This is a genomic window from Natronorubrum daqingense, assembly GCF_001971705.1.
GTDB lineage: Archaea > Halobacteriota > Halobacteria > Halobacteriales > Natrialbaceae > Natronorubrum > Natronorubrum daqingense.
On the sequence record NZ_CP019329.1, the window covers coordinates 88,349 to 114,673 of the forward strand.

Genomic DNA, 26,325 nt, shown 5'->3' on the forward strand with positions numbered 1-26,325 from the left:
TGACTAGCTACGCAGCCGATCGCCCGCCCCCAGTGTTGTCCCCGCTTTTCTGACCGCTGACTGCTGGCTGCATCGTCTTTCCAACTACTCCAACTGCAGACCCTGACAACATGAGCACAAATTCCGAGCAATCCGGACCGAACGCATCGACTATCCAAGCACTAGCAGACGAACTCGAGGTGCTTTGTGACCGAATCGTCACGCTTGAATCCAGCCTCGAACAGAAGCAAGATCGTCTCGATCATCTCGAAGTCGAACTCGATCAAGAGCGTGCAGAGAACGAACGTCTCGAGGCCCGGGTTGAAGAACTCGAGCAAGCGCGGACACCGGTCGAGGCGCGACTAGACGCCCACGAGAAGAAGCTGAACGCAAACAAGACTCGCGTCGGCGAACTCCAGGCTCGCGAACTCGAGAAAGGCGCACATCTGCTCGATGCCAACGTCGACGAAAGCGAGATCAACGTCGCCGATGGTCGACTCGAGCGTGTGAGCAAAGACGACGGTCGCCAGTACTTCCGACTCCCAGAGAGTGAAGACCCACTCGAGCGTGGTGGCGGCGTCGCGCTAGCACACGGCGATCTCCTGCCCATCCAGCAACTCGCAAAGATGGACGACGACATGCTCCATGCAACCACGTCCGCGCTGCCCTCTCGGCTCGCTGCCAAACTCTGGAAGGCGCGTTCCGATCCCGGTGTCGGTGACAACCCCTGGAAGAAAGGGAGTGCAGGAGTCCGTGAGTACATCACAGCGGGCGATATGAAACACTGGATCCGCCGCCAAGAGAAGGGCGTCAGTGATGGTTATGCAAAGAAACTCGTCTCAAGGACGATCGATGCCTTACTCGATCTGTCGAAGAGTCGGCTGGCAATTAAGCGGAAACGCCAGCGTAAGAACGGCCTCGAGTACACCGAACGGCGCGTCCTGTTGATGGACGATGTAGAAGTCCCTGGTGAAGGAACTGGAGTCCCTGAGCACGAGGATCCGGTGACAAGTGACGTCGACGGTTGAGGCTGTCCCCGGGTTGTTCGAACCCACCTGAGAAGGAAAACACTCTCCAACGCTAACAGAATTCCCCTGCGGTTGCGGTTGGTTGCCTGTCTGGTTACTTGTATGTCTGTCTCTCGATCGGTCGTCGACGGTCATAGACCGACGACTGCTCGAGAGCAGTCACTGAAGACGTCAACTGTCACCGGGAACTGGCAATCTAGATCGGAATCGTCTGCTCGAGGGGTTTCGCGTTGCACTCAGAGTCCCTTCTGTAGGAAACAGGATCACACCGAACCGACCTTACAAGGCTCCCAGGAGAGTCAGCACAACACCCCTTAAGTGTGTACGTCGCTCAAACCTGAGAACTGTCTTGGGTCGGCGTAACTGTACGATTGAGAAGAGATATGTTAAATTTGTCTATCACTGGTGATCCCGGTGTATTCGTTAGTTCGTGAATTGGCCCACAAACTAGAGTGGATTTTCCAAATAGATTTGTCGTGGTGTTACCGTGCGCTCTATAGACATACTGAACGATCAATACATGTAATAGTAAGAGCAAAAACCTCATCGCCTAATGCGTTATATGCCATGCCCGTTCTTGAACAGCTAATCGAATCAGGCTTCACTCTTTTATTAATTTTTGACGAGCCTGCACTATTCCTATTGTTTGTGCTGAAAGGTGCAATAATAGGGAAAATATTCCCCACATCGCTTCTTTTGCCAGGATACCTCATTGCTATTTCAGCATCCTCAAGATTAATCGCTATTAGTATACTCGTTGCTTCGTTTGGATATGTAACTGGCCAACTCATCATATATCACATATCTAATAGTCGTGGAATAGATGCGATTAACGCGCTTCCAAATGTTTCTGTGTCGGATGAACAGATAATGAAAGCTGAATACTATTTTCAACAATACAGTGGTATCGGTATCTTTGTTACGAATCTCGCCCCCTTTGTCGGATCCTTCATCATGATTCCTGCAGGCATGACTTCCTATCCAATTACTCGTACTACCTTTTACGCGCTCACGTCCACAGTTCTAAATTATATTATTATTGTATTGATTAGCTTCGAATCCATCGAACTTCTTGGAATACTGTAAATAGTCTTGGGATCAGTCTGCGAAGTACTCGCCTGCTCTGACTAGAGAAGATCAATCGAGGTCTTTTCAGATTCACCGCCGACCGCGAGTGGACTGGGCGACAGTTCTATCAGTACCACCCACGTACCACGATGTATGAGTACCGACGCGGAAGACAACGGCGACATGGTGAAACTCAACGTCAAAGTTCCCAAGCGTCTTTTGGAAGAGCTAGACGAATTGGCACAGGAACTGAATTACACCAACCGCTCGGAGTTCATCCGTGAGGTACTGCGTGACACCACGGAGCCGATTTTGACGCCTGGAGCACAGGAGGGTGTCTCTGAGGGGTATGCGGACATCGCGGCGGGGCGGACACTGTCCACGGATGAGGCTCGAGAACGCCTTGGAATCGACGAGGAGTGAGGCTGAACGGTGGCCCACGAGATCGTCCTGACGGAGACGCTGGTTGAAACGCTGGAGCAGTTCGAAACAGAAGACGCGAAACGAATCATCAACAAACTCGAGGATATCGGTGACTTTCCTGAGCACTTTCTCGATAGACTGAAAAACCATCCCGGATACAAGCTTCGAGTTGGTGACTTCCGGGTCCTGATTGACTGGGACAAAGACAACGAGACGATCTACGCTATCGACGCTTTCGAGCGAAAGAAGGAATACCGGGAACTCGGAAAATACCGTGAAGTTTGGGGGTCTTGGCGCGACGAGTAATCCGTTGCGAGTCGGTCAAATAACCGGCGGGTGGAACGGGTGGAACGAACCCCCACTCAATTTAACTGACACTCATGCAAACAGACGGGTATGCGCTCCTATTCGGACCAAGATATTCTTCGCGATCGGGCACCCTTACGTGATGATCACGCACCCGAGACGATTCGTCATCGCGACGACGAGCAGACACACCTTGCCTCGTTACTCTCCCCGGATGTTGCTGGCGGCATCGTCGAGGTTGCATTAGTCCACGGCCCGCCTGGTGTCGGGAAGACGTGTACCGTTGAGGCCGTGATCCACGAGGTTGACGCCGAGTTCGACGCCATCCAGACCGTCATGGCCGACTGCTGGACGGATCACAAACGCTCTCGAGTGCTGTATACCATCCTCGAGCAACTGGTGGGCTCAACCACGGCTCGTCGCGATTCGACGCCAGCCGACGAACTGCTCTATCAGATCAAGGACGCGATTGACGGGCCGACGGTGATCTTCCTCGACGAAGCGGACAAGCTCGTCGACGATCTCGTTTTGCGCGACCTCTATGAAATCCCGGATGTGCGATTGCTGTTGGCAGCGAACAACCCACATCAGGTCGTCGGCGATATCGAGCCGCGAGTCTATTCGCGAATCGGGACGGCGACGCGTGTTAAATTCGACCCGTATCACGACAGTGAGTTACGCTCGATTCTGGATGATCGGATTCGGGCTGCGGGCGTCCAATCCGGACTTGTGGACCGGCAGACGCTCGAGACGATTTCCGATCGGGCAGAGCGGGATGCTCGCAGAGCAATCGCCATTTTGCGAAACTCTGTGGACGCTGTCGCGACCGGTGATGTCGAGTCGATCACCGATGATGTGATCTCGGCGGCGACCGTCAGCGCAAAGGAGGATATCGCCCGCGCACGGATTTCGTCACTAACGGCCGATCAGCGGGTTGTGCTCGACGTACTCTTTGAGAGTGGTCCGGCGACCAGCGGGTCGATTCACGAGGAATACGCGAGTCAGGTGACAAACGAGTGTGGTGCCCGCACTGTTCGTGGCTGGCTCGGTGAGAAGTTCCAGCAGTACAATCTGGTGTGTGTACTCGAAGATCGGCATCCACAGGAGTACGCGTTGACTGACGCGGCGCGGGCGATTTTGCGTTAACAAGTAGATGGTAGCGCGGTTTTTTATTTAGTGTGGGGCGCGAAACGCGCGTACATACAGGCGAACGCGTTACCGGACTCAGCTACCCACCTCTTGGATAGATATCAAAAAACTGTCAAATATAGACCGTGAGTTCAGCAACCAACCGAGCCGGGATGTCGATACGCACCACGTCATCCGAAATGTATCGTTGCATAGTAGCAGAATTCGACTCCGTACATTTATGTGACGATTAGCAGTAGGGAAGACTATGTCTTCCGGGCTGGATCTTTCGGATGCGGAGAACGAACGCCTCCAGGATATTCTCAACGAGTATGCGGCTATTTACCGTGAGATCGACTTCGAGGACAGAGCTGAACCTGACGTCGTCCCTCGACTCATCAACCACCTGTTCATCAACGTTCTCGGACACGGTGAGAGCCACTACGAGCAGGAGAACGATTGGAACGACATTATCTTCCGGGACGACGATGGGAACGCAGTCATAGTCGTCGAAGCAAAACGTCGCTCTATTAACGTTGAAGAAGGCGTTGAACAAGGGTTCGAGTACTGTGGTGAGCGCAACTACGTCGAATATTTCGTCTCCACCAACATCGACAAGTTCCGGCTCTACAAGACCTGTAGCCCGGACGATGAGGATGCAATAACTCACGGTGGATTCACCGCGAAACTCATCGCAGACATCAACTTTGAGGCATTGGTGAACGCGGACACTGGGCGCGCACTCACATCTGAAGTAGACATCGCGGAGTACCAGGATCTGCTGGAGTTGAACAAACTCCGGCGAGAAGAAGTAGCAGATATCTCGAAATTCGATGAGTTCGACCTTCCCTCGGGGCAGATACAGAGTGTTTCAACGGACGGGGGGTTTGAAAACCTGCTCAATGCATTGGAGAAGGCGATTAACGAGTACTTTATGCCGTACTCGCTCAAGAAGTTCGATGAGTTCGAGGAGAAACACCACGCATTGAGCGAGCGCCACCAGCAACTCACGGATGAGATCGACACTGTTCGCAGTCCCGATAGTACAAACGAGGAAGAGGTTGCGGAGCTCCGTCAGCAAATTTCTGAACTCAAGGAAGACTGGGAGCCTTACCGCAGGTTCTGGGAAGACTATAAGGTTTGGAAGCAACTCTCGAACCGTGTTGGAGAGGAAGAAGCGGAAAATAAGCGGATTTTCTGTCGTGAGTCAGTCTACACGCAAATCAACAAGATTCTCTTTATTCGCATCGCGGAGGATAAGAACCTGCTGAATACGATGGTGTCGAACGGTGGCGTGCATCGTTACTTCGACTTCTGGAGTGATTACGCGAAGTATACTGGTCCGCAGCGAGACTACCGAGATCTGTTCGATGCTGCGTGTACCGAGATGACGGAGATTTACGAGCACCTGTTCTCCGGATCTATCTTCGATTGGGAACTCCGTAACGGGGGTGGACTCAACGAGATCTTCCAGAAGACGTTCTGGCACCTCAACCACTATGACTTCGAGGGCGTAGACAGGGACCTTCTCGGGACGCTCTACGAGCAACACCTCCCAAAGGAGGAGAGGCAAACCCTCGGGGAGTTCTATACACCAACAGAGGTTGTGAACTTCATATTGGATAGGCTGGACTATACCGCTGACAAACCTATCGAGAACAAGGACGTGCTCGATCCTGCTACTGGCTCTGGGACATTCCTTGTGCAGGCGGCAAATCGCCTCGTTGGCCGATTAGAGTCTAAGGGAGTCGAGCCGAAGGAAGCACTGGAGATTGTGCAGAAGCGGCTTCACGGACTGGATATCAACCCGTTCGCTGTCAATATCGCTCAAATCAACCTTGTTTTCCAGATTGTTGACCTGTACCGCGACGTCAAGGAGGAACATCCGGAGTACACGATTGACAACTTCAAAATATACCAAACAGACTCGCTGAAGCGTGGGGTTGACACAAAGATCTCTGGGTTTCATTCGGACTCGATTATTCGGAAGTACCAGCAGGACAAGCAAGAAGCAGACGCCATCAAGAGTGGGAGTTATGACATCGTCGTAGGAAACCCCCCTTACGTCTACTACAACGATATACCCAAGGGTCAGAGGGAGACGTACAACAAGGCGTTCCCCAGTGCTGCGCACCGGCAGTACGACATGCTGATCTTGTTCATCGATTCCGTTCGTGACTGGCTCAATCCCGGTGGTGAGGTGGGGTACATCACGTCGAACAAGTTCATCACCAACCAGTACGGTGAGAAACTCCGGAAGAACCTCCCCCGGTACGTCTACCTCAAGGAGTTCATCGACTTCGCCGATGCAGGTGTGTTTGAAGACGCAGTGAATTACCCGTGTGTGTTCGTGATGGAGCGAAAAACAAGCGAGGAGGAAGCGAACACAGAGGAGTATAAGTTTCCGTTCGTGGGTGTAGAGGAGGAGATGGGCGATGTCGCTGCGCTCCTTAACCACATCAAAGGCCACCTTGGGGAGGAGTACTCAGATGAGTACATCAACGCCTTCCCTGTCTCCTCTGAGAGTCTTGAAGAGCAGTCCTGGAAGATGATTCCCAGCGAGGACAGCACTGTGTTGAACGCTATCCAGGATGGATCGGGGAATCAAGAGTTTGCTAATTTATGTGATAGAATCGAGACAGGGATGCAGCCTGGGAGACTGCCTCCGTACCTCGTGACTGATGAGGTAATCAAGGAGAAGGATCTTGAGGAGGAGATTATTTACCCTGTGCTGGAGGGGAAAGAGATTCGTCGATGGCGAGAGCCGACGCCTACTCGCAAAGTCATCTATGCGCATTCAGACCTAGATATCGACGATTATCCGAATATCAAGGAGCATCTCCGTGGGTACCGAGAGGAACTTGAGGAGCGAACCACTATTAACAATTGGTGGGAGCTTCGGAGGGGCCGCCCGGGAGCGGTTACGGATGAAAAGAAGATCATTACTCCGGACATCGCGTACTACAACAACTTCACGTTCGTCGATGGGGAGATTCACCTTCTGAACACTATCTATTACGCCGTTCCCAAAAACGAGGCTGACTACGATTTCCTCGCAGGTCTTTCGAATAGTATTGTCATGCAGTTCTACATGCGGATGGAAGCTCCGACGTACCGTGGTTCGTACCTTCGATATTATGGGAACGTGTGGGGGTCGCTCCCGCTGCCTGACTCAGATGGTTCCGGCCTAAAGGAGGATATCGCTGAGAAGACACAGGAGATTATCGACTTCGTGAATAGTCTTGAGACGGCTGACGAGGTACTTCAGAATCCACGGAAAGTGTACGAGAGCTTCGACGTGGAAACGCTCCCGTTGACAGAGCACCGCGCGATTAAATCATTCAATCTCAGTAGTGTGAAGATTGAGGAACCTGTTGTTGACGGGAACAAAATCACGTTCCAGAATCTGTCTGTAGAGATTGAGTTCTTCGACGAGTACAGCGAGTTCCAAGAGTTGGTACTTGAGTTCTTGAACGTGAAGACGTTCGAGATGGCGGATGAGATCAAGAAAATCGAACTTCCGGAGGACGAGTCGGTGCTCCCTGAGATTATGGAACGGCTGCAGTTGATTCAGGTTGAGTTGGAGGATGCAGGTGCAGAGATGAGGGGGTTGCAGGAGGAGTTGGATAATCTCGTTATGGATCTCTACGGCTTCGATGATGAGGCACGGGAGTTGATTCGGGAACGGACTGAAGCGCCGACGAATCCGCTGGACACGCGCGTCGTGCTTGATTAGCGCCCTGTATTCAGCATGCTATTCCGATTATCCCTCAGTCCTGATAGGTCGTCCAGCGTTCAATAAGCAGGTGTAGTTACCGAATCGCCAGTTTCGGTCTTAGCTGTGAGATTGAATAAAGAGACGTGTTACTATCTACTGTTGCCGATCGGAGAGTCTCTCGTCAAGGTACTGGTTTTCCCACTCCCGTCGTGCCTCCAGTTCGCGAATACCGCGGGACGTGATCGCGTAAAAATTGGTTCGGCGATCGACCTCGCCCTTTTCGACCAATCCTTTGTCAACAAGCTGGTCTAGATTTGGATACAAGCGTCCATGATGCACCTCAGACTCGTAATACTGCTCGAGTTCCTCTTTGATTGCTAATCCGTGTGGTTCCTCTTGCCCGGAAATGACGTACAGTATATCGCGTTGAAAGCCAGTAAGGTCGTACACGTGCAATTTTGGACATGTAAAAGGATAAGATTGACGGCCATTTCTCCAAAGTCACTTGTTACATTCTGTGGATCGCTTAGCTAACATCAAATTGGATTTTTGACCAGCCTGGAATACCAGAGGGGTACGGCAAGAATTTTTATTATGGTCATGTCAGCAATATAGGCTAATAGGATGACTGAGGCTACGCAAAGCGAGGTAGAGGAAGCAATAATTTTGGCCGAGCGGGAGATCGACAAAGAAGACCCCTGTGAAATTCCGACGATTGCGTAGATGTTCTTCACGGCCAGTAGGTTTAATCACATCAGCTGACATTCTTCACGTGGCAGGGGGATTGGCTATCGCCGTTGATAGAAATCGTCCGACCTGAGACATCTGACACCCTTGCCATCGATTGAAATCGGCCACCGTCGACCCCACTTGACACGCCGATTTTAATCGCCCACCAATGGGCCCACCACCCATTGAATGGGGGCTCTACACCGATTCCGTTCTCACTTTTGGTGTTGTACTCTTCCACTCTGCCTGATCCCAATATCAATTGAACCGATCACGCCGTGACTGTTTTAACAGAGTCCAGTGGGTGTGTACCGTACCGTGAACGCCAGTTTGTGAACCCATACTTTTGGTGTAAGATTGAGTAGTAGTAAGTGCAACTGGCATGCTATGAAATTTTCATCCTGTCTAACTCACTCTTCATAGTGTACTACTACGTGGCGCCGCCACTTATTTATATGTCGTTGCACAAAATCAGATAGTGTCTGAAATGGCGAAACAGGATATAACAGTCTGTATGGATGCGTATCCAGACGCGAATAGCAACGTCTTTCGGATCGGAGCTGCAGATGAGATTCTCCGGCTGCTAGCCGATGCCCACGACACGGAGTTTACGATCCCTGAACTCGTTGACGCCACGGAAGTAACCCGTTCGACGGTCTGGCGGGCCGTCGACCTTCTCGAGAGTATTGGTACCATACAGATTCGAGAGACACCACAACGGAACTACATCGCGATTAACCCAGATCGGCTCCAGAAAGACGATCCGATCCTCGCCATTCCACAGTCGGAGTTCCAGGTGCCAGTTCGGACATTTGTGGACCGCGTACAAGCAGCGGTCACTGATGCCGACGACGTTGACGGACTACTCGGTATCGTCGTCTTTGGGAGTGTCGCACGTGGCGAGGCTGACCGCCAGAGCGACATCGATTGCTTCATTGTCGTCGATGGCAACCGGACGACAGCCCGCCGTCTGATTACCGACGTCAGTGCTGATCTCCAGACCGAACGTTTCGACGGTGACCGGTTCGTGTTCGAGCCGTACGTCGAATCCGCGGAGAGCGCACGCAGAGCCAGCTCAAAACTCCGTGAGATCTTCGCTGAAGGAGTTACAGTGTACGGAAGCGATCAACTCGACTCGCTCCGAAAGACGGTGGTCACCGATGAGTAGTACACAAATCGAGCAACTCATTGATAACGTCCAAGCTGCATTCGACCGTCGCCCAACAGCGATCGAATCTGGGCTTGATGTTGAGGACGCCGCACTCCTCCAGTTGCGGAAGGCCTGTCGCTTGCTCGCCGGCGCTGAGGCACTACAAGATGCCAACTATTACACGCTCGTGATCGAAGCCTCATTCGTCGCTATCGAACGAACTGTGGAGTTCCGCCTCCTCGGACGCGGAACGATGCGACCAGATGGTCTCCCCGGCACGCATCCTGGAGTGTACCGGGAGGCGGCAGCGACCGGCGTCTTCGGGGAATCAATGGCAGCAGATCTCGCCGACCTCTGGCGTGACCACCGAGCGAAGACGTACTATCAGGATGGGCTTGCCTCAGCAGCGCGTGCCGAAGCGATGTACGAACTCGCTACCGAGATTCACGCATACATTACTGGCCGGTCTCAACAGGGTCATGAGTGCATCTGTAGTGAGACGACATAGCGAATTCTCATCTGCCAGAAGGCGGCAGCAGTTGACTCCATATTGACCAACACTGTACTCTGTGAACCGTCTAGGGGTCAAACCCTGAGGTACTCGGCCTGCTCCTCCTGTAGAGTCAAATTCCTCCGAGTGGAGACGTTAGATAACTGTAAGGTTTTTCTCACCAATAGTCAGTAGCACCTAGATCCCAGAGTACAATATAACATGTCGAGTAGTACTCGAGACCCAGAGGTAGTACGCGTCTCGCAGAAGGAACAGGCGACATTTCTAAAGACGCTTCGAGAGAGGTTCGGGATCGACACACCTGGTGAGGTGTTCATTTACGAGGAAGACGAACGGATCATCGTCGAACCAATCCCGTCACTGAAGCGTTAGGCGAAATTCACGCAGATACTGACCGCGAGCGTGGCGACGTGCTCGACCAGGTTCGCGAACTAAAACATGAGGAACGCCGCCGTGAAGAGGCCCGTGCTGACCGACTCCGACCGGCTGACTCGGAGGATGAATGAGCGGTTGCGTCTTTGACACCGAAGCGATCATCGCATACCTCTACGACGAGCCAGGTCGAAGCTTCGTCGAACGGTATCTTCGAGACGTTCGTGATGGGGCTGCCGAAGGCCTGCTGGCAGAAACCAACGCTGGTGAAGTACTCTATCGCGTTGCTCGCTTCGAAGGGATTGACGACAAACCAACGACAGGCTCGCTTCGTACTGCCGATCGTGACATCTCGGTTGCGGAGGCTCATGGCGTTTCACCTGCCCACAATACGGATGCTGACGGCCTGTATCTAAACGAGTCCACACGTCGCCAAGTACGGGGCGCTTATGAACAACCAACCGAAGATGGTACAACATATTTCCCTAGTTATCTGGTCGTTCTCTACAGAGAGCCCAATGACTGACACGACGGACGGCCCGCTTTCGGGCCTGCGTGTGATCGACTGTTCGGGAATGATCAGTGGTGGATTCGCAACGACACAGCTCGCTGACTTCGGTGCGGACGTCATCATGGTCGAACATCCAAAACACGGTGATCCAATTCGTGCTTGGCCACCGTTCGAGGAGGACGTTTCGCTCTGGTGGAAATCGATCGGCAGAAACAAGCGCTGCGTCACGCTGGATTTGAGCAGCGATCGCGGTGCCGCGTTGTTGCTGGAGTTGATCGAAGGGGCCGACATCTTCTTCGAGAACTTCAGACCGGGAACGCTCGAACGCTGGGGGGTCGGTCCCAAACAGCTTCGCTCGGTAAACGAGGAACTCATCGTCGTTCGACTCTCGGGGTACGGACAGACGGGTCCCCGGTCGGAAAAGCCAGGGTTCGGAACCATCGCCGAAGGTCTCTCCGGGTGGGCCCACGCCAACGGGTTTCCGGATCGGGAACCGCTTCTTCCACCAATCAGTCTTGCCGACCTATCCGCCGCGCAATTCGCTATCCAGGCCGCAATGTTTGCGATCTTCGAACGCGACGTGAGCGGATCGGGTGTCGGGCAGACGATCGACGTGAGTCTCTACGAACCGCTGTTCCGGCTCTTTCTCGGCGACGTCGAGGCGTACGATCGGAAAGGCACGGTCAGAGAACGTAGCGGGAATCGCCACCCGAACACCGCACCCCGAAACGTCTACGAAACGGCTGACGGCTACCTGACGCTGTCGGCGTCCTCGCAGCGAATCTTCGAGAACGTTATGGACGCGATTGATCGGCAGGACCTGATCGACGATTCCCGATTCGAGACGAACGAGAAGCGCGTCGACAACGCCGCCGAACTCGACGCGGTCATCGAAGAGTGGACACGCCAGCGATCCACTGAGGCTGCGATCACGAAGATGGAGACTGCAGACGCCATCGTCGGGCCGGTGTACACGATGTCGGATATTTTTGAAGACGAACAGTACGATGCTCGAGACGACATCGTTCCCGTCGAGGACGACCAAGTGGGCGAGGTACGCACCGCCGGTCCCGTCCCGAAGTTTTCTAGAACGCCGGGCGAGGTCACGCACATGGGGCCGAAACACGGCGAGCACAACGAAGAGGTGTATCTCGAGGACCTGGACCTTCCGAGCGAGGAGTACGACACGCTCGTCGAGGAGGGAATCATCTGATGGACCTTCTCGATGTCACCCTCCGCGAGGGCGATCAGATGCCCGGGCGGTCGTACGACGCCGACCAGAAGATCGACGCCGGACTCGTCTTGGATGACCTCGGACTCTCGTACCTACAGGTCGGATTTCCGGCGACCGGTGAAAAGGATCGGGAGGTGATCCGGACGCTAGCCCCCAAGACGAACGCCGACATTGTTGGCATCGCCCGGGCCGTCGAGCGGGACGTCGAACTGGCACTTGAGGCTGACGCAGATGTCGTCGAGGTCTTCGGGCCGCTCTCTGACCTCCAACTCGAACACGCGATCGGTGTGTCCCGCTCCGAAATGTTCGATAGATTCGAACGGGTACTCGACCTGCTCAACGATCATGGCGTCACGGCACACGTCACGCTCGTCGACGCGTTTCGGACGCAGCCAAAGCACGTCATTGATGCCGCGACGCGCCTCGATGCGGACATGGTGACGCTCGCCGACACCGTTGGCGTTGCCACCCCGTCCTCGACCACGGAGTACCTCGATTCGGTGAACGAACACATTGATCCTTCCCGACTCGGCGTCCACCTCCATGACGATCTCGGCGTGGCGACCGCAAACGCCTGTGTCGCCTACGAGGCGGGCGTCGGAAAAGCAGACGTGAGCGTCGCTTCGCTCGGCGAACGAGCCGGGAACCCAGCGCTCGAGGAACTCGTCGCGATCGGCGACCTCGAATACGACGAACCGTTCGAAGTCGACGCTGAACGTCTCCTTCCGGTCTGTCGATCCGTTCTCTCGACGCTCGAGGAAGACGTCCACGATCGAAAGGCATTGCTCGGTACCGAAGTGATGGAACACGAATCGGGCATTCACACCGCCGTCATGCTCGAAGAGCCCGCAGTGTTCGAACCGTTCAATCCCGCTCGCTTCGGTGGCGACCGTCGGCTCCTGTTCGGGGCAGGTACCGGTGCAGGGGGTGCGAAGGGGATCCTTCAACGTGCCGGGATCGAGCCAACTGATGAACGTGTCGGCACCCTTCTCGCGGAGTTCGAAACTCGCGGCCCGCTCGAGACCCATGAGGCCGTGTCACTCGCGAAGGGGACGTTCGACGCCTAGCTTAGCTCCTGCCCCATTTCCCTACGCGCGTTCAGAAGCGGCTTGGCGGTGAACGGCTACTGTTCCGCTCGTCCGTACTCGATCAGGCCGCCCGAGTCGAGAATGTGCCGAACGAACAGAGGAAGTGACTCGGCAACGAGTATCTCTTCTCTAGACTTGTTTGTCACAACGCCGTCTTCGACGTCTATCGCGAGGGTATCGCCTTCGGTGACGCGGTCGGTCACGTTCGATACGTGGAGGACGGGCAGCCCGATGTTGATCGCGTTCCGATAGAAGATACGGGCGAACGACTCGGCGACGACTGCTTCAGCGCCGACTGCCTGCAAGGAGATCGCCGCGTGCTCGCGGCTCGAGCCGCAGCCGAAGTTTGTCCCCGCGACGACGACGTCATCGGCGTCGAAGCGGTCGCTGAACGATGTGTCGATCCCGGCCATCGCATGCGCTGCGAGGTGAGCTGGCTCGCTCAAGGTCGTGTGCTGTGCCGGAATGATCTGATCGGTGTCGATGTCGTCACCGAAGACGTGCGCACGCCCCATCTTAGCTCACCTCCGGCAGTGCGTCGAGCGCAGCGGGAGCGGTAAGTTCGCCGGTGACCGCGCTGGCGGCCGCGACGAACGGACTTGTGAGGTACACCTCGCTTGAGGGTGCACCCATCCGACCGGGAAAGTTGCGGTTCGTCGTCGAGACGGCAACTTCGTTCTCCCCGAGTACGCCCGTTCGCTTACCGAAGCAGGCCCCACAGCCTGGACTCTCTACCGTTGTGCCGGCCGCGAGAAACGTTTCGAGCCACCCCTTCTCGAGACAGGTCTGCTTTACGGCCTGCGAGCCGGGCGTTACGATGAGCCGAACGCCGTCAGCCACCGTTCGTCCCTCGAGAACCGAGGCCGCGCGTTTCATATCGCGGCGGCGCCCGTTCGTACACGAACCGATCACGACCTGATCGACCGTCACGGCGTCGAGGTCCGAGAGCGGAGCGACGGCGTCTGGCTGGGAGGGGACGGCAACCTGCGGTTCGAGATCGGTACAGTCGATCGTCAATTGCTCGGCGTAGGTCGCGTCGTCCGTGGGTGTGTAGTACGTCCGGGCTTCCGACTCGTCGAGGCGATCGCGCACGTATTCGGTGGTGCGCTCGTCCGGTTCGACTAGTCCAGTCGTCGCCCCCGCCTCGACGGCCATGTTAGCGATCGAGAACCGATCGTCCATTGGAAGATCGGCGAGCGCGGGTCCCCCAAACTCGAGGGCGTGATATACGGCTCCATCGGCGCCGAGTTCGGCGAGTGTCGCGAGGACGAGATCCTTACCGGTGATCCAGGCACCGGTGGTTCCGGTGTATTCGACGCGCGTTGTCTCGGGGACGCGCAGCCAAAGCCACCCGAAGGCCATCGCGAACGCGAGGTCGGTGCTACCGACCCCCGTCGCGTACGCACCGAGAGCGCCGTGTGTACATGAGTGGCTATCCGCGCCGACGACGATCTCGCCCGGTCGAATGTGACCGTCCTCGGGAAGGACGACGTGTTCTTGGCCCTGTTGCCCCTGTGGATAAAAGACGAGGTCGTGACGCCTTGCAAACTCTTCGCACTCCCTGTAGAGTTCGGCCGAACGCTCATCCGGCGGTGGAACGAGATGGTCGGGAATTACGACCGTCCGCTCGGGATCGAACACGGTCTCGACATCGAGGCAATCGAACGCGTCGATCGCCGGCGGCAGCGTCATATCGTGTCCGAAGGCCAAGTCCACTGGCGCTTCAACGATCTCACCCGGTGATACCGCCTCGCCCGTTGCGTCCTGCAAGATCTGTTCGGCGATTGTTCCCATGTGACTCACCACCTTCGTTCCGAAAGGTCAGTATTTGGCCAACGCGGATTGGTCTTTCATATCTGGGCTTCGTCCGACCTCGACGATCACGCTCGCATAAGTCCCGGCTGGCACCGCCTTGTACATCGGTACGCGGCGTTGGCCCCCGATTGCTGTCGCATTAGGACTCGATTCTCCACCGTTGCTCCTCTTGGCTTCGTGCAAACCGCATCGTCCCACATAAAGGACCCACTCCCATTGGGAAAACTGATATACACTGAAAGACGGTTGTCACAGGACATGGGTAACGAATCACACGATTCCTCGGAGGTGGGCAGACGAGCCTTCGTTGCGAGTAGCGCTGTGGCCGGCGTCGGTGCGATCGCTGGCTGCCTCGACGACCTCGAGCAGCGTCTCACTGGCGATGGTGGATTCGGGGACGATGGCACGTTCACCGGGGACGCAACCGTGACACACTGGCCAGACCTCATGTACAACGCACCGTACCACGTCGCCCTCGAGAACGGGTATTTCGAGGAGGAAGGGATCGAGATCGACTTCGTCGGATCCGAAGGCGGCGGAACGACCGTTCGGAACGTCGTCGACGGCGGCCTCCCGTTCGGTGAGGTCGCGACACCCGCGGCGATCAACGCCTACCTCGCGGGGACGCCGATCGTAGTGGTCGCAGGCGCGACGCGAACGGTCGACGAGATCAACTGGGTCGCTCCGACAGGCTCAGAGATCGAATCGATCGAGGACCTCGAGGGTGGAACGATGGGATTCACGAGCGCCGGGTCGGTGACGGAGACCACGGCCGCGCTCGTCTCGTCGAACGTCGACGAGATCGATCCGGAGAGCGTGGAGTTCCAAGAGATGGGCGGCGTCGGGGAGGGGGTGACTGCCGTCGAAGACGGCGCGATCGACGCGGCGGCAAACATGGATCCGATCTACTCCGATCAACAGGAAGAAGAAGAGACCTGGCAGGTGGTGTTCTGGGCAGGCGACTACGTCGATCGGTTCCAACAAACGTCGATCATCGTCGACCCCGATGTCGTCGAAGAATACCCGGATGCCGTCGAGACCTATCTCGACGCTCGCGCCCAGGGAATCGAGTCCCTCCGCGAGGATCCCGAGGCGGCCGCCGAGGTCTTCAGTGACGGTGCCGAGGGGTTCAGCACCGAGGTAATGCGAGACGCGATCGAGAACGTCGATCCGGACGAATACTACACGACCGGCGAGTTCGACGTCGAGGGGCTGCAGAACGTCGAAGAGGCGATGTACGCGACTGATCTCCTCGACGAGGACGAAGACATCCCCTGGGACGAAATATTCGACCAGTCGTTCCTCGACGAGGACGACCACATCGACTTCGAGGAGATCTAACCATGCTCGAGCTTCACAACCTGTCGAAGACGTACGGTCTGAACGATAGTAGCGTCAGCACAGTAAACGCGGTCGACGGCATCGACCTGATGGTCGAGGAGGGCGAGTTCGTCTCGATCATCGGACCAACTGGTTGCGGAAAGAGTACGCTGTTCGAACTCATCGGTGCGCTGATTGACCCGACGGAGGGCGAAGTCCGCATCGAAGATGACCCAGTCACGGAACCCGACGAGCGGATCGGTATGGTGTTCCAGGACACCAGTACGTTCCCCTGGCTCTCCGTGATCGAAAACGTCGAATTCGGGCTCAAAATGAACGGCGTTCCCAAGACCGAGCGGCGGGACCGAGCGCGGGAGATGATCGATCTCGTCGGCTTATCGGGATTCGAGGAAGCGAGCCCGACCGAACTCTCCGGTGGGATGAACCAGCGGGTAGCCATCGCGCGGACGCTAGTGATGAACCCCGACATCATCCTGATGGACGAACCGTTCGGTGCGCTCGACGAACAGACCCGACTGATCCTGGGCGAAGAACTGCTGCGGATCTGGCGTGAGACTGGGGCGACGATTCTCTTCGTCACTCACAGCATCAACGAAGCGGTCCACCTCTCGGATCGTATCGCCGTGATGAGTGCCCGGCCAGGACGGTTCAAGGAGATCGTAGAGAATCCCTTGCCCCGTCCCCGGACGGACGACATCCTCGGCCGGGACGAGTACAACGACATCGTCAACCGGCTCTGGGACGAGCTCCGCGCGGAGAGCAAGAAGGGGCTCCAACAGAAAATGGAGGAGGAAGCCCAGGAGTACGGTGCACCGGAGGGGGCGTAGTATGGCCGTCGAGTCGCGATACGGGAGTGGCTCGTTCGGACTCAGCGATCGCGCCAACCGCATCCGCATCTACCAGACGCTCGTCGTGGTCGGTTTGCTCGGCACTATCGAGTTGCTTCCCCGACTCGGGCTCGTCGAGCCGACCACGCTGATCCCGCTCACCGAGATGCTGAGCGAGATCGTTTCGCTCACGGTGAGTGGGGAACTGACGCCGCACATCATCCAGACATTCTCCGCCATCTTCGCAGCCTTCGCGCTCGGCATCGCAACGGGCATTCCGACTGGCGTCTTGCTCTGGCGATACGACTCTCTGAAGGATATTCTCGATCCGTATCTCCTGACGTACTACGCGATCCCCGTCTTCGCGTTCTACCCGCTGTTGATCGCCATCTTTGGGCTGAACATCCTGCCGATCATCACGATTGCGTGGCTGTTCAGCGTCGTCATCATCATCACGAACACGGCCTCAGGACTCAAAGAAATTCCCGACATCTACCCCGAAGTCGGGCGTAACTTGAATCTCAGTTCCGCCCAGATGTTTCGCCATATCTACCTGCCTGCCGCGACGCCCTATGTCTTCACTGGACTTAAACTCGGCTTTATATACGCGCTGATCGGGACGGTCGCTAGCGAGTTCATCCTAGCCGAGAACGGACTCGGCTGGCTCATCTCGTTCAGCTACGACAGCTTCGACGTGCAGACGATGTACGCGTCGATGCTGTTCGTCATCCTCGTCTCGCTCGTGGTCAATGTCGCGCTGATCGTAATCGAACGCCGCCTCTACCAGAGGGCCAGAACATGAGTACGAAATCCCAGACACCGCTGCTCGACGACCGCCAGATCGTTCGCCTTGGCCGAATCGCCGTCCCGATCGTGATACTCGTCCTCTGGCAACTCGGCGCCGAGGTGTACGGCCAGTTCGCGCTTGTGACGCCGGCCGAGACGCTCGAGACGGCTGTTGACGGGTTTCAGGACGGCTGGATGGTCGAAGATCTGTTGGTGACGCTTACGACGCTGGTCATTGCCTATATTATCGCAGTCGTCTCGGGCATCTGGGTCGGGATCATGCTGGGACTGAATCGGTTCTGGCAGGAAGTGTTTGAGCCGGCCATCCTTGGGACGTACTCGATCCCGAAGATCACGCTGTTCCCGATCTTCCTGCTAATCTTCGGGCTCGGAATGGATTCGATGATCGCCTTCGGCTGGTTCCACGGGGTGTTTCCCGTGTTGATCCTGACGATGAGTGCAATGGCCACGATCGACGACACTCACATGAACGTCGCCCAGTCGCTCGGTCTGTCGCAGTGGCAGCGCTTCAAGGAGGTGATCGTCCCGTCGATTCTCGCCGGACTCGTTATTGGGCTCCGTCTCGGCTTCAGCCTGACGTTCCTCGGGATTATCATCGGCGAAATGTTCGCTGCACGCGCCGGCCTCGGCCACTCCCTGATGCTCTACATGGAGACCGTCCAGGTCGATCGCATGCTGGCCATCATCACCGTCCTTGTGCTCGTGGCCTCAGTCATCAACGCGGTCTTCTACATCATCGAAACGCGGCTCCGTCGCCGGGCGGGTTCGAGCGGCGACGTTGCGGCAATGTAGCCGCCTTGTTCGTCTCGTTTCCCATCGGCGTCTCCTGGCTTTGTACGAACAGTTCCTTCAGGATCATTTCTGGCAGTTACTCCCATCGCAAGAAACCGTCACGGTCGAGTGGGCGCTGCGTAAATTTTCGAGTTGTACGCACGTCGTAGCGGACGAGACTTCGAGCCCGATATTGCGGTCGCGAAGCCTACCCAGAGTGCGTCGGAATCGTCAGTGGTGGGCCTCGTGCGAACAGGATGCCTCGCCGTAGGTGGCTGCCACCGGTTGGAACTGATCACCACCGAACATCTCCGCAAAGACCTTCTCCTGCGCCTTCCGGAGGTGCTCGAGGAACGTCGCCCGCGTGATATCGAGTTCGTCCGCAAGTTCCTCGCTCGATATTTCGCGCGGCCACTCGAAGTACCCGCGTTCGACGGCTGTCTGGAGGACTTCAGTCTGTCGCTCGGTCAGGAACGTCGACCGACCGCCGAACTGTGTGAGGTTCGCCAGCGAGACAGAGCCAACCGATCGAAGGTCGTCGACGATCAAGCGAAGGTCGGTGCGATCGAAGACGAGGACGTTGTACACACGACTGTGTTCGCGGATGTAGTTTGGATGCCGACGAATCACGGCCTGATTCTGATGGATGGCAGAGTACGCACAGCAGGAGGTTTTCGTGACGGCGAGATGGTCATCATCGAGCGTCTCGACGTGGTCGACGGCCGGCTCCGTCTGTAGCTCCTCTGTCCACTCGTCAGGACGCGGACTCACATCGAGAATGAATGTCACGCGATGATCGTGGAGTTCATGGATGTCCAGTTGCAACGGCTCGTGGGTCTCTCGAGCCAGTCGAGACAAGACACACTCCTTGTCCTGCTGCAGGTGTAGTTCTGCTTGATACATTGGACAGTTGTGGGCAATTGTTCGGTATATAAATGCATATTAATTACCACCATGTCAATTGTTGCCGCATTGCAGAAGTGAGGAATGTGTTGATCAATAGTGTATCACCACTCCAAACCTCGACCAGATCTACCACCCCCCAGTCACTACCACTGCACCGCCTCACCGCAGTTTCAGTATTGACATTCTCTCCCATTTATTCTATAATTGTTTGTCCGAAAATAGAATGGCTGATCAGAGATCTCTCTCATGAGTCGGCGTTCCGCCGCGGCGGAACGCCTACGTTACGGGTACCACCTTGCGAACAATGTTCAGGGACCAGTACCTCCTTCCAGTGCGACGGGAGGTTCACAAAGAAAACTGGAACCACGGGCGATAGACAAAGATCGTGGTTTTCGTTTCACTCGCCGACAGCGGAACTCGAGCCGTCGTCATCACGCAGACGAGCGACCACTACGACTGGAATGAGTTCGAGGAAGTGGATTCGATTGGAGAATACTAATCGGGAGCTTTGCCAGCCAGGTATTGAGTTGGGCAAGGGCCCCTCGAACGAACCACTCCCAACCTCTTTCAGTACGTGTGATTCAGAACCCCATCACGACTCAGGTCCCGTCCGGCTCAAGTGGTTCTCGCACGATATCGAGATCGTCGTAGGACTGATCGGACGATAAAATGGGTTCGTTTTGCGTCGCCGCGATTCCCGCATGGAGTGCGTCGAAGGGCGTCATCTCGTGCTCGTCGAGATACGTGGCTGCTGCGAGCAGCGCGTCCTCGTGCGTCTGTGGACGGACCGGAACGAGTTCGAGGAGGTTGACGGTAAGTCGGGGGACATCAGTATCGAAGCCCTCCCCTCGGTCGTACGTCCGGACGAGGAATTCGGCGTAGGCGAGAATCGACGTGTGGACATCTTCGGTTTCGAGAGCCGCCTTTGCTTCGTCCTGTAACCAATCGTCATGCTTCGCGAGGGCGAACAGAAAGTCAGTTTCGACGTACATCCCCCGCGTTATTCCTCGTCGTGTCGATCTTCGCGCTCGCGTATCTCGTCGTCGACGTCGTCTCGTACGGCGTCGCGAGCTTCGCGTTTCAGTTCGGCAACCGAGGTGTCTCCGAGCGTATCACCGACCTCATCTTGAATTGCCTCGAGCGGGTCCTCATCAACGGGGATTAGCATGATGCGAGTCGGGAGGTCGACCATACGAAACTGTTCTCCGTGGCGCTTACGGAGCTTTTTCGGGAGGTACACACGCCCCCGATCGTCGGTTTCAATAGCCATGTATCATCCTACGGTTGGGAAAATACAATAGCTTTTCCCACAGCCGATGTGACGGTCACTCGGCGTTCAATGGGACCGAGTGGACAGTCGGTGTGGTTTGGATTCATCTTTGGCGCGGTCTGTGTATCCGTTCTGAGTGATGAAGACTGTCCGCAGGGAAGGCTCTGAACATCATGCCACCCTGCCCGGCTTTTTAGCGGGGTTCGTGGGTGTGTCTTGACCGAAAATTTCAGTTCTGATACTGCGTTCCCTAGACTTATTGATATTCTGTCGGAGCGCTTGATATGCGCCAGTAGGTTGGGCTATCGGCTATTTGTGTCGTGATTCTCCTTGTTTCAGTGTTGCTGGTACCGGTGTCTGTCGCTGGCGTCAGTGAGGACGATAACGGCTCAATGCGTGGCTCAGATCAAGTATTCAGCCTGTCCACAGACGGTGAACTGGATCAGGTTGGCGAGATCGACGACTGATTGTAAATTTGATTAGGGTGGTGCGTGAATGTCGGAAGCTAGTCGTCTTAGCTTTGAAATTTAAATAACAGATATTAGATGTGGGAGAGATAGTCTAATTGCTTTCTCAGCTATTAATGAAAGAGAATTTATTTCTTCAAATTGAGAACGCATTATGGTTGGTCGTTCACGTCGAAACGTTCTCCGAATAGCTGGCGTTTCAATTGCGACGGTCAGTGCTGGCTGTGCGTCCCTTCAAAATCTCACCTCCGGAGAAACCAGAATTGAGGGACTCGCAATACACAACACCGATTATGAAGAATATACGGGCTATGTGTTACTGGTTGACGGCGAAGACCCAGTCTACTTTGACTCAATGGAGTTAGAGCCATTTTCCGAAGAGGAAAATACGGCTGGTGGTGGCTTGTTTGAAGGCTATCCGAGTAATCCAGGGGAATACACGCTGTATGCCTGGCTTGATGACCAATCGCGATCGGAGTGGGCCCAATTTGATGTGACGGAAAGAGACACATGCACTAAAATAACCATTATCGTCGAAGGGCCGGATAGAGAAGGAGAAGTCAAAATTGTTTCAACCGCTGGTTGCTCGGATGATGAGCAGCCAGATGGGTAGCAGTGGGTTGGATCAGAAGGAACTCGGCGCGTCGAACGACGCCGTCAAAGACGGTCTGGAGGTCACGAAGTACAAGCGGAATTAGAAATTAAAGGGCGAACTGCTCAATTAGTGGGTGTTACCCGTTTTCCCTCGGCAGGTTTATATCAAATCGATGTGATAACCCTGTAACTCCAAATGCAGGGATTTGGTGACGTTTCGGGCCACTTTCGCAGCCTAATTATCGGTGAGTGTGATGTAGTCGTTGTTGGTGTCGTCTTCGGAGATTTGATTCAGGCGAACCGATGTGCAAAACAGACTGTTCGTAATGTCCAAGATGTAGAAGAAGCCAAATGGTCTGATCTCACTGAAACCCAAAAGCGACGCTTCATAGATTGCCTCACCGAACATGATGATACCTACTTGGGATACGCAAAATTTACTCGGAAACAACTTCGGTCACTGAAAGATCAGTATCTCCTCTACCAAGACGTCAGCTTTCCACCGGACTGGGACCTCGCGTTAACCGGTTATGCATATGGTGAACTACTATTTGAGAGAGGTGCACGTGATGAGAACCGGGTTGATTTTGTGTTCGATCACGTCGCATCCCAATCGGATTCCGCCGACATTGCTACACACATCGAAGAGTTTGTGCCAGGCTGTAATCCAAAGTATAAGAGTTCACACAGTAGCTTAGGTATTCAGACGGCAGACTGTTTTGCTGGTGCAGTGGCGGAGGATCACAAGAAAGGAACCGATTGGCTATCAACCTTTGACGCCGACCGTATTATGACTTGTACAGAGACGGCACTTGCACAGTTCCAGAACGATCTGGACAGGTATGACCGGTGATGCCTCTCAGGAAAGTAAGTGCCGAACCGTGATTGGCCTCCCACCCGCTGGCCTGCTGAATCGCCGGTTCTTCAATCCGACCCGAGGATCCAACAGACGAGGTGCTTTTAGCACCTCTGCGAGGTCATGGACCTCTCACGGCTTTATCGGTACTTGGTGGTACTAGCCAGGGCCGTATAAATATGATGGTATGATTGAAAGTGGATTTATTTGGAATTTTGAATTTCTAGAAATGGCCACTCTCAGGTATTCTTATTGGTAATTTTAGTTCCGCCGCTTGTGGTGTACCTACTCGAGGCCATCATAATGCTCGTAAAGTAACTCTTCGAGCTTGCATGGTCACGTTCCGATCGCTGGTCGTGGGATCGAGAATGGATCAAGTGTTCTACGATTGGCGCAACTGAGACACCGCGCCGATCGTGGCGGACAACTCGTCGGTGATGTTTGCCGTCGTGCATAGCCATCGATCAAGCTCGTGAAGATTTAGTCCCAACCGCGCGACTTCCAATACTCCCGGACCACCGTTTTATCAACTCTCTCAAAATCTGTGCGGCCAGCACGCTTAATGTTCAATGGTCGAAGCGGTTAGCAGGCGGGCAGTCCTCACTGTCGTTGCCAATAGTGGTTCTGGGACATCACAGACCCCGCCCGCCTGTCGAGACATCGCACCACGATCTTGACACACATCCACCGACCACCCCGTCAGGGGTGCTCAGATGTCGGCCTCACTTCCGACATCTTCTAACGCTGTAGTTTCTGTACAAAGCCCCAGCCAAACGCGGTGATGCCCGGTCAGAAACGCCGAGACAATATGCTCATTGCCTGTTACTGGCTGATTTCAGCATTCAGAAACCTAATACCGTCGTCGCGTCTCAAATGACACACCGGACACGACCATATCACAGCAATTGACCAGCGGCCTAGGAATTTATACGCGTGGTGCACCTACGAGGGTGTACAATGAGTACCGGCGTCAACCCGACGATTACGCTCTCTGAAGAGGGCGAGTGGTGGGTCGCCAAGGACACCAAAACCGGTGTCGTCAGTCAGGGCAAGACACGCACGGACGCGCTGGACAACCTGGACGAGGCACTCGACGGTTACCACGGCAAGGGGGACGAACCCACCACCGAGGAGCTTCGCGAGGCGGGTATTGAGCCAGGCAAGAACACAACGAACGAGCCGCTTCCCGACGCCTTTCAGTAGGTGCGGTTCAGGATGTCACGGCGGACCTATTCTGGCGAAGACGTTCGAAAGGTGATGGTGAACAGCGGTCCATTCTATCTGGCACGGATCAACGGTGACCACTTCATTCTTCGCTGGGACCCGCCTGCCGATCACGACGAAGAGGCACGGACGGTTCCGGTTCCCGACCACGACGAACTGTCGACTGGGACGCTCAAAGAGATCGGAAATCAGGCCGGGATGAAGGATTTTCAGGAATTCTTGGACTGGTTAGATCGAAATCTATGAACGAGTTGGGAAAGTCGGTGACCGTTAAACAGACATCGACGGTGGTATTCAGACAAAAGCTCGTTCTTACTTTCGGTGGGCAGCCTCAGTCGGCGTTTCGCTATTTGCTTGGGCCGTTACCCCGCTAGCCTGTTATCTTCCGGCAGGTGGTCTGGTATCTCACTGTCAGTTGGTACACAAGAGTTCTCTCACTCCTCGTCGCCTTTGTCAGATTCTAGGTCGCTCGAGTCCAGTTCCTGAACTAGCTTTCTTCCAAACTTTTCAGCCTGGTTGTGGGAGTATTCATGCCTCATTTCCAAAGCCTTCCTACCCTTCTCTGTAATCTCATACATCCCCGATGAATCGGAGGGGCCAACTTTAGAGACTAGACCATTACCAGCTAACTCAGCCAACCGATTATTCATGTAACGAGATTTTCTGCCAAGAATCTCTGCCAAATTCGGGGCTGTTTGACGTTTTCCGTCGCTCATCGCCTCCAATATCTCGATGTCGGTGGGGACGACGAGTTTCACTGATTGCTCTTTCATATGGAGGTTACAAATATGTTCATGGTGTGGTTGGTAGTTGTTTTCGTCTTCTAATAGGCCCAGGTGTACTCATCCATCAACCGGAATAATGTTATAGATTTTCAAGGGTCAATAGCTATGAAGGTTTTTGTCATTGGCATACCGAATTTCGGTATGAAACTTCTCTGGAGGACGTTTGTTCGAGGTTTTTACAAGGCACTTGGTCTCGACTCGCCCTACTCAGCACAAGAATATGGAGTTGATTGGACGAAGCAACGTCGTAAGTGTCTCAATCGGGATAATCACACCTGTCGAGCATGCGGCACCACCAAATCTAAGATTGGGAAAAATCCTTCGGTCCACCACATCACACCCCGATCGCAATTTAATGGAACGCCTCGAGAGATGAATTCACTCGATAATCTTGTCTCGCTTTGCCCTAGTTGTCACGGGAAATTCGAGGGTAGATTCACAGACTGTAGTGTCGAAGAGTTTGTCGAAAAGGTACGTTATGAAAATCTTTAATTAACAAGCCGATAAGATGTCAGCGATGGTGTCAGTTTACAGCCTTCAAGTGAAATGTAATGAGTGTGGCGAAGTAACAGAACCAGATCCACCGAAAAACCGATTGAAATGGATTCTCGGTATGGCAATTATCTTTGCCGGAATAGGATTCATGATCGGTAGTGTTGCCGGTGTTGCGACGGCAGGTGTCGGATTCGTTGCCTGGGTTTTCACCATGCCAATCGGACTGTATGTCGGTTACAAGATCGGTTCAATTGGAGCCGAACTGGCAGATGGGCCATCTTGCCCCGAATGTGACGCCAAACACAGAACTACCGGTTTGCTTCCGTTCTAAGACGGTGGGTAGAAATAGAGTTTAATCGTCCTCGAGTTCAGACGCATCGAGTTCGCCAGAGAGGTATTTCCGTCCCTTATCAGATATCACATACCAACCACGGTCACCGATTTTTTCGACCAGCTCCTTCTCGTGGAGTTGTTTTAGGCGGCAGTTGATAGTCCGATATGAGATCCCGATTCCTTATCGCTCGAGGTTGATGTCGAGTCCACGCGGAGATAGGGCGACATTATGCTCATCGAGAAACTCCAAGATAGAGTCATCATTGCCAGTCATCCACGAAACACGCGGGCGCATCTAATCGTCTCGACTATGAGTGTGAATTGGCCTCGTCGTCATTTATGGGCCTTTTCTGTTGGATATTGATTGTCCATCGAGTAGAGGTTCTACGTCTTCAGGAGAATCCTCATCTGGGGACTGCGTGGTATCTTTGTCGCTCTCGGAAACAGACGGTAAAAGCTGAGGCCCATTGAAAACTACCTGTCCTTCGAGTAGGGGTTCCTCGATCGGTACCCGATCGGCGTGATCTTGAGGAGTTGGTACACAAGAGTTCTCGTCATTCATCGTCGTCTTTCTCAGATTCTAGATCGC

28 protein-coding genes and 1 pseudogene are annotated in these 26,325 nt (G+C 54.8%); 22 read left to right on the plus strand and 7 right to left on the minus strand.

Going from position 1 to position 26,325, the window contains the following annotated elements; translation table 11 throughout:
* Positions 1–110 precede the first annotated feature (110 nt).
* The 6 genes from BB347_RS17810 to BB347_RS17835 all read left to right on the plus strand — a co-directional run bounded on the left by BB347_RS17810 (position 111) and on the right by BB347_RS17835 (position 7,668).
* Positions 111–1,007: a hypothetical protein gene (locus BB347_RS17810; RefSeq protein WP_076583979.1), complete on the plus strand. Its 897-nt coding sequence runs from the start codon at positions 111–113 to the stop codon at positions 1,005–1,007.
* A gap of 567 nt (positions 1,008–1,574) precedes the next feature.
* Positions 1,575–2,093, plus strand: a complete 519-nt coding sequence (locus tag BB347_RS17815; RefSeq protein ID WP_076583981.1) for a DedA family protein — start codon at positions 1,575–1,577, stop codon at positions 2,091–2,093.
* Between the two features lie 135 nt (positions 2,094–2,228).
* A complete protein-coding gene (locus tag BB347_RS17820) occupies positions 2,229–2,498 on the plus strand; it encodes a ribbon-helix-helix domain-containing protein (RefSeq protein ID WP_076583983.1) in 270 nt (89 codons plus the stop codon).
* A gap of 9 nt (positions 2,499–2,507) precedes the next feature.
* Positions 2,508–2,804 (plus strand): type II toxin-antitoxin system RelE family toxin, encoded by a 297-nt coding sequence (locus tag BB347_RS17825; RefSeq protein ID WP_076583985.1) that lies wholly within the window; start codon positions 2,508–2,510, stop codon positions 2,802–2,804.
* A 90-nt stretch (positions 2,805–2,894) separates the two neighbouring features.
* A complete protein-coding gene (locus tag BB347_RS17830) occupies positions 2,895–3,950 on the plus strand; it encodes a Cdc6/Cdc18 family protein (protein ID WP_076583987.1) in 1,056 nt (351 codons plus the stop codon).
* 250 nt (positions 3,951–4,200) lie between these two features.
* On the plus strand, positions 4,201–7,668 hold the full coding sequence (locus BB347_RS17835) for an Eco57I restriction-modification methylase domain-containing protein (protein ID WP_076583989.1): 3,468 nt from the start codon (positions 4,201–4,203) through the stop codon (positions 7,666–7,668).
* 135 nt (positions 7,669–7,803) lie between these two features.
* Here BB347_RS17835 and BB347_RS17840 read toward each other — a convergent pair whose 3' ends face one another.
* Complete coding sequence (locus BB347_RS17840) at positions 7,804–8,100, minus strand: PadR family transcriptional regulator (RefSeq protein WP_076583991.1); 297 nt, start codon at positions 8,098–8,100, stop codon at positions 7,804–7,806.
* A 766-nt stretch (positions 8,101–8,866) separates the two neighbouring features.
* Between BB347_RS17840 and BB347_RS17845 the strand changes: the two genes are divergently transcribed.
* From BB347_RS17845 to BB347_RS17870, 6 genes and pseudogenes are all read left to right on the plus strand, one after another.
* Positions 8,867–9,547 carry a nucleotidyltransferase domain-containing protein gene (locus BB347_RS17845; protein WP_076583993.1) on the plus strand — a complete coding sequence of 227 codons (681 nt, stop codon included), beginning with the start codon at positions 8,867–8,869 and terminating at the stop codon, positions 9,545–9,547.
* Positions 9,540–10,037 carry a hypothetical protein gene (locus tag BB347_RS17850; protein WP_076583995.1) on the plus strand — a complete coding sequence of 166 codons (498 nt, stop codon included), beginning with the start codon at positions 9,540–9,542 and terminating at the stop codon, positions 10,035–10,037. The genes BB347_RS17845 and BB347_RS17850 overlap by 8 nt, the downstream gene beginning before the upstream one ends.
* 204 nt (positions 10,038–10,241) lie before the next feature.
* Positions 10,242–10,546: pseudogene (locus tag BB347_RS19710) on the plus strand (AbrB/MazE/SpoVT family DNA-binding domain-containing protein).
* On the plus strand, positions 10,543–10,938 hold the full coding sequence (locus BB347_RS19715; protein ID WP_236996017.1) for a PIN domain-containing protein: 396 nt from the start codon (positions 10,543–10,545) through the stop codon (positions 10,936–10,938). Before BB347_RS19710 ends, BB347_RS19715 begins: the two are co-directional and overlap by 4 nt.
* Entirely contained in the window at positions 10,931–12,136 is a 1,206-nt protein-coding gene (locus BB347_RS17865) for a CaiB/BaiF CoA transferase family protein (RefSeq protein ID WP_076583998.1), read from the plus strand. Before BB347_RS19715 ends, BB347_RS17865 begins: the two co-directional genes overlap by 8 nt.
* Positions 12,136–13,224, plus strand: a complete 1,089-nt coding sequence (locus tag BB347_RS17870; RefSeq protein WP_076584000.1) for a LeuA family protein — start codon at positions 12,136–12,138, stop codon at positions 13,222–13,224. Before BB347_RS17865 ends, BB347_RS17870 begins: the two co-directional genes overlap by 1 nt.
* Before the next feature lie 56 nt (positions 13,225–13,280).
* Here the strand turns inward: BB347_RS17870 and BB347_RS17875 are convergent, their stop codons facing one another.
* A complete protein-coding gene (locus BB347_RS17875) occupies positions 13,281–13,760 on the minus strand; it encodes a LeuD/DmdB family oxidoreductase small subunit (RefSeq protein ID WP_076584001.1) in 480 nt (159 codons plus the stop codon).
* A gap of 1 nt (position 13,761) precedes the next feature.
* Positions 13,762–15,039 carry a 3-isopropylmalate dehydratase large subunit gene (locus tag BB347_RS17880; RefSeq protein ID WP_076584003.1) on the minus strand — a complete coding sequence of 426 codons (1,278 nt, stop codon included), beginning with the start codon at positions 15,037–15,039 and terminating at the stop codon, positions 13,762–13,764.
* A 279-nt stretch (positions 15,040–15,318) separates the two neighbouring features.
* On the opposite strand from BB347_RS17880, the gene BB347_RS17885 reads away from it, so the two are divergent.
* The 4 genes from BB347_RS17885 to BB347_RS17900 are packed head-to-tail and all read left to right on the plus strand — an operon-like array spanning position 15,319 to position 18,827.
* Positions 15,319–16,401 carry an ABC transporter substrate-binding protein gene (locus tag BB347_RS17885; RefSeq protein WP_083687817.1) on the plus strand — a complete coding sequence of 361 codons (1,083 nt, stop codon included), beginning with the start codon at positions 15,319–15,321 and terminating at the stop codon, positions 16,399–16,401.
* Between the two features lie 2 nt (positions 16,402–16,403).
* A complete protein-coding gene (locus BB347_RS17890; RefSeq protein WP_076584007.1) occupies positions 16,404–17,228 on the plus strand; it encodes an ABC transporter ATP-binding protein in 825 nt (274 codons plus the stop codon).
* Position 17,229: 1 nt separating this feature from the next.
* The gene (locus BB347_RS17895) at positions 17,230–18,030 is read left to right on the plus strand and encodes an ABC transporter permease (protein WP_083687818.1); all 801 of its coding nucleotides are present in this window, start codon (positions 17,230–17,232) and stop codon (positions 18,028–18,030) included.
* On the plus strand, positions 18,027–18,827 hold the full coding sequence (locus tag BB347_RS17900) for an ABC transporter permease (protein ID WP_076584009.1): 801 nt from the start codon (positions 18,027–18,029) through the stop codon (positions 18,825–18,827). Before BB347_RS17895 ends, BB347_RS17900 begins: the two co-directional genes overlap by 4 nt.
* A gap of 210 nt (positions 18,828–19,037) precedes the next feature.
* Here the strand turns inward: BB347_RS17900 and BB347_RS17905 are convergent, their stop codons facing one another.
* The 3 genes from BB347_RS17905 to BB347_RS17920 form a co-directional block, all read right to left on the minus strand.
* Positions 19,038–19,709 (minus strand): helix-turn-helix domain-containing protein, encoded by a 672-nt coding sequence (locus tag BB347_RS17905; protein WP_076584010.1) that lies wholly within the window; start codon positions 19,707–19,709, stop codon positions 19,038–19,040.
* Between the two features lie 602 nt (positions 19,710–20,311).
* Entirely contained in the window at positions 20,312–20,704 is a 393-nt protein-coding gene (locus tag BB347_RS17915; RefSeq protein WP_076584012.1) for a PIN domain-containing protein, read from the minus strand.
* Between the two features lie 8 nt (positions 20,705–20,712).
* Complete coding sequence (locus BB347_RS17920) at positions 20,713–20,982, minus strand: hypothetical protein (RefSeq protein ID WP_076584013.1); 270 nt, start codon at positions 20,980–20,982, stop codon at positions 20,713–20,715.
* A gap of 621 nt (positions 20,983–21,603) precedes the next feature.
* Here BB347_RS17920 and BB347_RS19095 point away from each other — a divergent pair.
* The 4 genes from BB347_RS19095 to BB347_RS17935 all read left to right on the plus strand — a co-directional run bounded on the left by BB347_RS19095 (position 21,604) and on the right by BB347_RS17935 (position 24,369).
* Positions 21,604–22,062 (plus strand): hypothetical protein, encoded by a 459-nt coding sequence (locus BB347_RS19095; protein ID WP_139327062.1) that lies wholly within the window; start codon positions 21,604–21,606, stop codon positions 22,060–22,062.
* A 177-nt stretch (positions 22,063–22,239) separates the two neighbouring features.
* Entirely contained in the window at positions 22,240–22,896 is a 657-nt protein-coding gene (locus BB347_RS17925; RefSeq protein WP_076584015.1) for a DUF3800 domain-containing protein, read from the plus strand.
* Positions 22,897–23,856: 960 nt separating this feature from the next.
* Entirely contained in the window at positions 23,857–24,102 is a 246-nt protein-coding gene (locus tag BB347_RS17930) for a type II toxin-antitoxin system HicB family antitoxin (RefSeq protein ID WP_076584016.1), read from the plus strand.
* Positions 24,103–24,114: 12 nt separating this feature from the next.
* Complete coding sequence (locus BB347_RS17935; RefSeq protein ID WP_076584018.1) at positions 24,115–24,369, plus strand: type II toxin-antitoxin system HicA family toxin; 255 nt, start codon at positions 24,115–24,117, stop codon at positions 24,367–24,369.
* Between the two features lie 188 nt (positions 24,370–24,557).
* Here BB347_RS17935 and BB347_RS17940 read toward each other — a convergent pair whose 3' ends face one another.
* On the minus strand, positions 24,558–24,881 hold the full coding sequence (locus BB347_RS17940) for a helix-turn-helix domain-containing protein (RefSeq protein ID WP_076584165.1): 324 nt from the start codon (positions 24,879–24,881) through the stop codon (positions 24,558–24,560).
* Positions 24,882–25,049: 168 nt separating this feature from the next.
* On the opposite strand from BB347_RS17940, the gene BB347_RS19955 reads away from it, so the two are divergent.
* Both BB347_RS19955 and BB347_RS19100 read left to right on the plus strand, forming a co-directional pair.
* The gene (locus BB347_RS19955) at positions 25,050–25,400 is read left to right on the plus strand and encodes an HNH endonuclease (protein WP_168170978.1); all 351 of its coding nucleotides are present in this window, start codon (positions 25,050–25,052) and stop codon (positions 25,398–25,400) included.
* A gap of 25 nt (positions 25,401–25,425) precedes the next feature.
* Entirely contained in the window at positions 25,426–25,734 is a 309-nt protein-coding gene (locus BB347_RS19100; protein WP_139327063.1) for a hypothetical protein, read from the plus strand.
* Positions 25,735–26,325: the final 591 nt, after the last annotated feature.

Coding starts and splice junctions, on each gene's coding strand:
- BB347_RS17810 (WP_076583979.1), top strand. CDS start 111: ATGAGCACAAATTCCGAGCAATCCGGACCGAACGCATCGACTATCCAA.
- BB347_RS17815 (WP_076583981.1), top strand. CDS start 1,575: ATGCCCGTTCTTGAACAGCTAATCGAATCAGGCTTCACTCTTTTATTA.
- BB347_RS17820 (WP_076583983.1), top strand. CDS start 2,229: ATGAGTACCGACGCGGAAGACAACGGCGACATGGTGAAACTCAACGTC.
- BB347_RS17830 (WP_076583987.1), top strand. CDS start 2,895: ATGCGCTCCTATTCGGACCAAGATATTCTTCGCGATCGGGCACCCTTA.
- BB347_RS17835 (WP_076583989.1), top strand. CDS start 4,201: ATGTCTTCCGGGCTGGATCTTTCGGATGCGGAGAACGAACGCCTCCAG.
- BB347_RS17845 (WP_076583993.1), top strand. CDS start 8,867: ATGGCGAAACAGGATATAACAGTCTGTATGGATGCGTATCCAGACGCG.
- BB347_RS17850 (WP_076583995.1), top strand. CDS start 9,540: ATGAGTAGTACACAAATCGAGCAACTCATTGATAACGTCCAAGCTGCA.
- BB347_RS19715 (WP_236996017.1), top strand. CDS start 10,543: ATGAGCGGTTGCGTCTTTGACACCGAAGCGATCATCGCATACCTCTAC.
- BB347_RS17865 (WP_076583998.1), top strand. CDS start 10,931: ATGACTGACACGACGGACGGCCCGCTTTCGGGCCTGCGTGTGATCGAC.
- BB347_RS17870 (WP_076584000.1), top strand. CDS start 12,136: ATGGACCTTCTCGATGTCACCCTCCGCGAGGGCGATCAGATGCCCGGG.
- BB347_RS17875 (WP_076584001.1), bottom strand. CDS start 13,760: ATGGGGCGTGCGCACGTCTTCGGTGACGACATCGACACCGATCAGATC.
- BB347_RS17880 (WP_076584003.1), bottom strand. CDS start 15,039: ATGGGAACAATCGCCGAACAGATCTTGCAGGACGCAACGGGCGAGGCG.
- BB347_RS17885 (WP_083687817.1), top strand. CDS start 15,319: ATGGGTAACGAATCACACGATTCCTCGGAGGTGGGCAGACGAGCCTTC.
- BB347_RS17890 (WP_076584007.1), top strand. CDS start 16,404: ATGCTCGAGCTTCACAACCTGTCGAAGACGTACGGTCTGAACGATAGT.
- BB347_RS17895 (WP_083687818.1), top strand. CDS start 17,230: ATGGCCGTCGAGTCGCGATACGGGAGTGGCTCGTTCGGACTCAGCGAT.
- BB347_RS17900 (WP_076584009.1), top strand. CDS start 18,027: ATGAGTACGAAATCCCAGACACCGCTGCTCGACGACCGCCAGATCGTT.
- BB347_RS17905 (WP_076584010.1), bottom strand. CDS start 19,709: ATGTATCAAGCAGAACTACACCTGCAGCAGGACAAGGAGTGTGTCTTG.
- BB347_RS17915 (WP_076584012.1), bottom strand. CDS start 20,704: ATGTACGTCGAAACTGACTTTCTGTTCGCCCTCGCGAAGCATGACGAT.
- BB347_RS17920 (WP_076584013.1), bottom strand. CDS start 20,982: ATGGCTATTGAAACCGACGATCGGGGGCGTGTGTACCTCCCGAAAAAG.
- BB347_RS19095 (WP_139327062.1), top strand. CDS start 21,604: ATGGTTGGTCGTTCACGTCGAAACGTTCTCCGAATAGCTGGCGTTTCA.
- BB347_RS17925 (WP_076584015.1), top strand. CDS start 22,240: ATGCAGGGATTTGGTGACGTTTCGGGCCACTTTCGCAGCCTAATTATC.
- BB347_RS17930 (WP_076584016.1), top strand. CDS start 23,857: ATGAGTACCGGCGTCAACCCGACGATTACGCTCTCTGAAGAGGGCGAG.
- BB347_RS17935 (WP_076584018.1), top strand. CDS start 24,115: ATGTCACGGCGGACCTATTCTGGCGAAGACGTTCGAAAGGTGATGGTG.
- BB347_RS19955 (WP_168170978.1), top strand. CDS start 25,050: ATGAAACTTCTCTGGAGGACGTTTGTTCGAGGTTTTTACAAGGCACTT.
- BB347_RS19100 (WP_139327063.1), top strand. CDS start 25,426: ATGGTGTCAGTTTACAGCCTTCAAGTGAAATGTAATGAGTGTGGCGAA.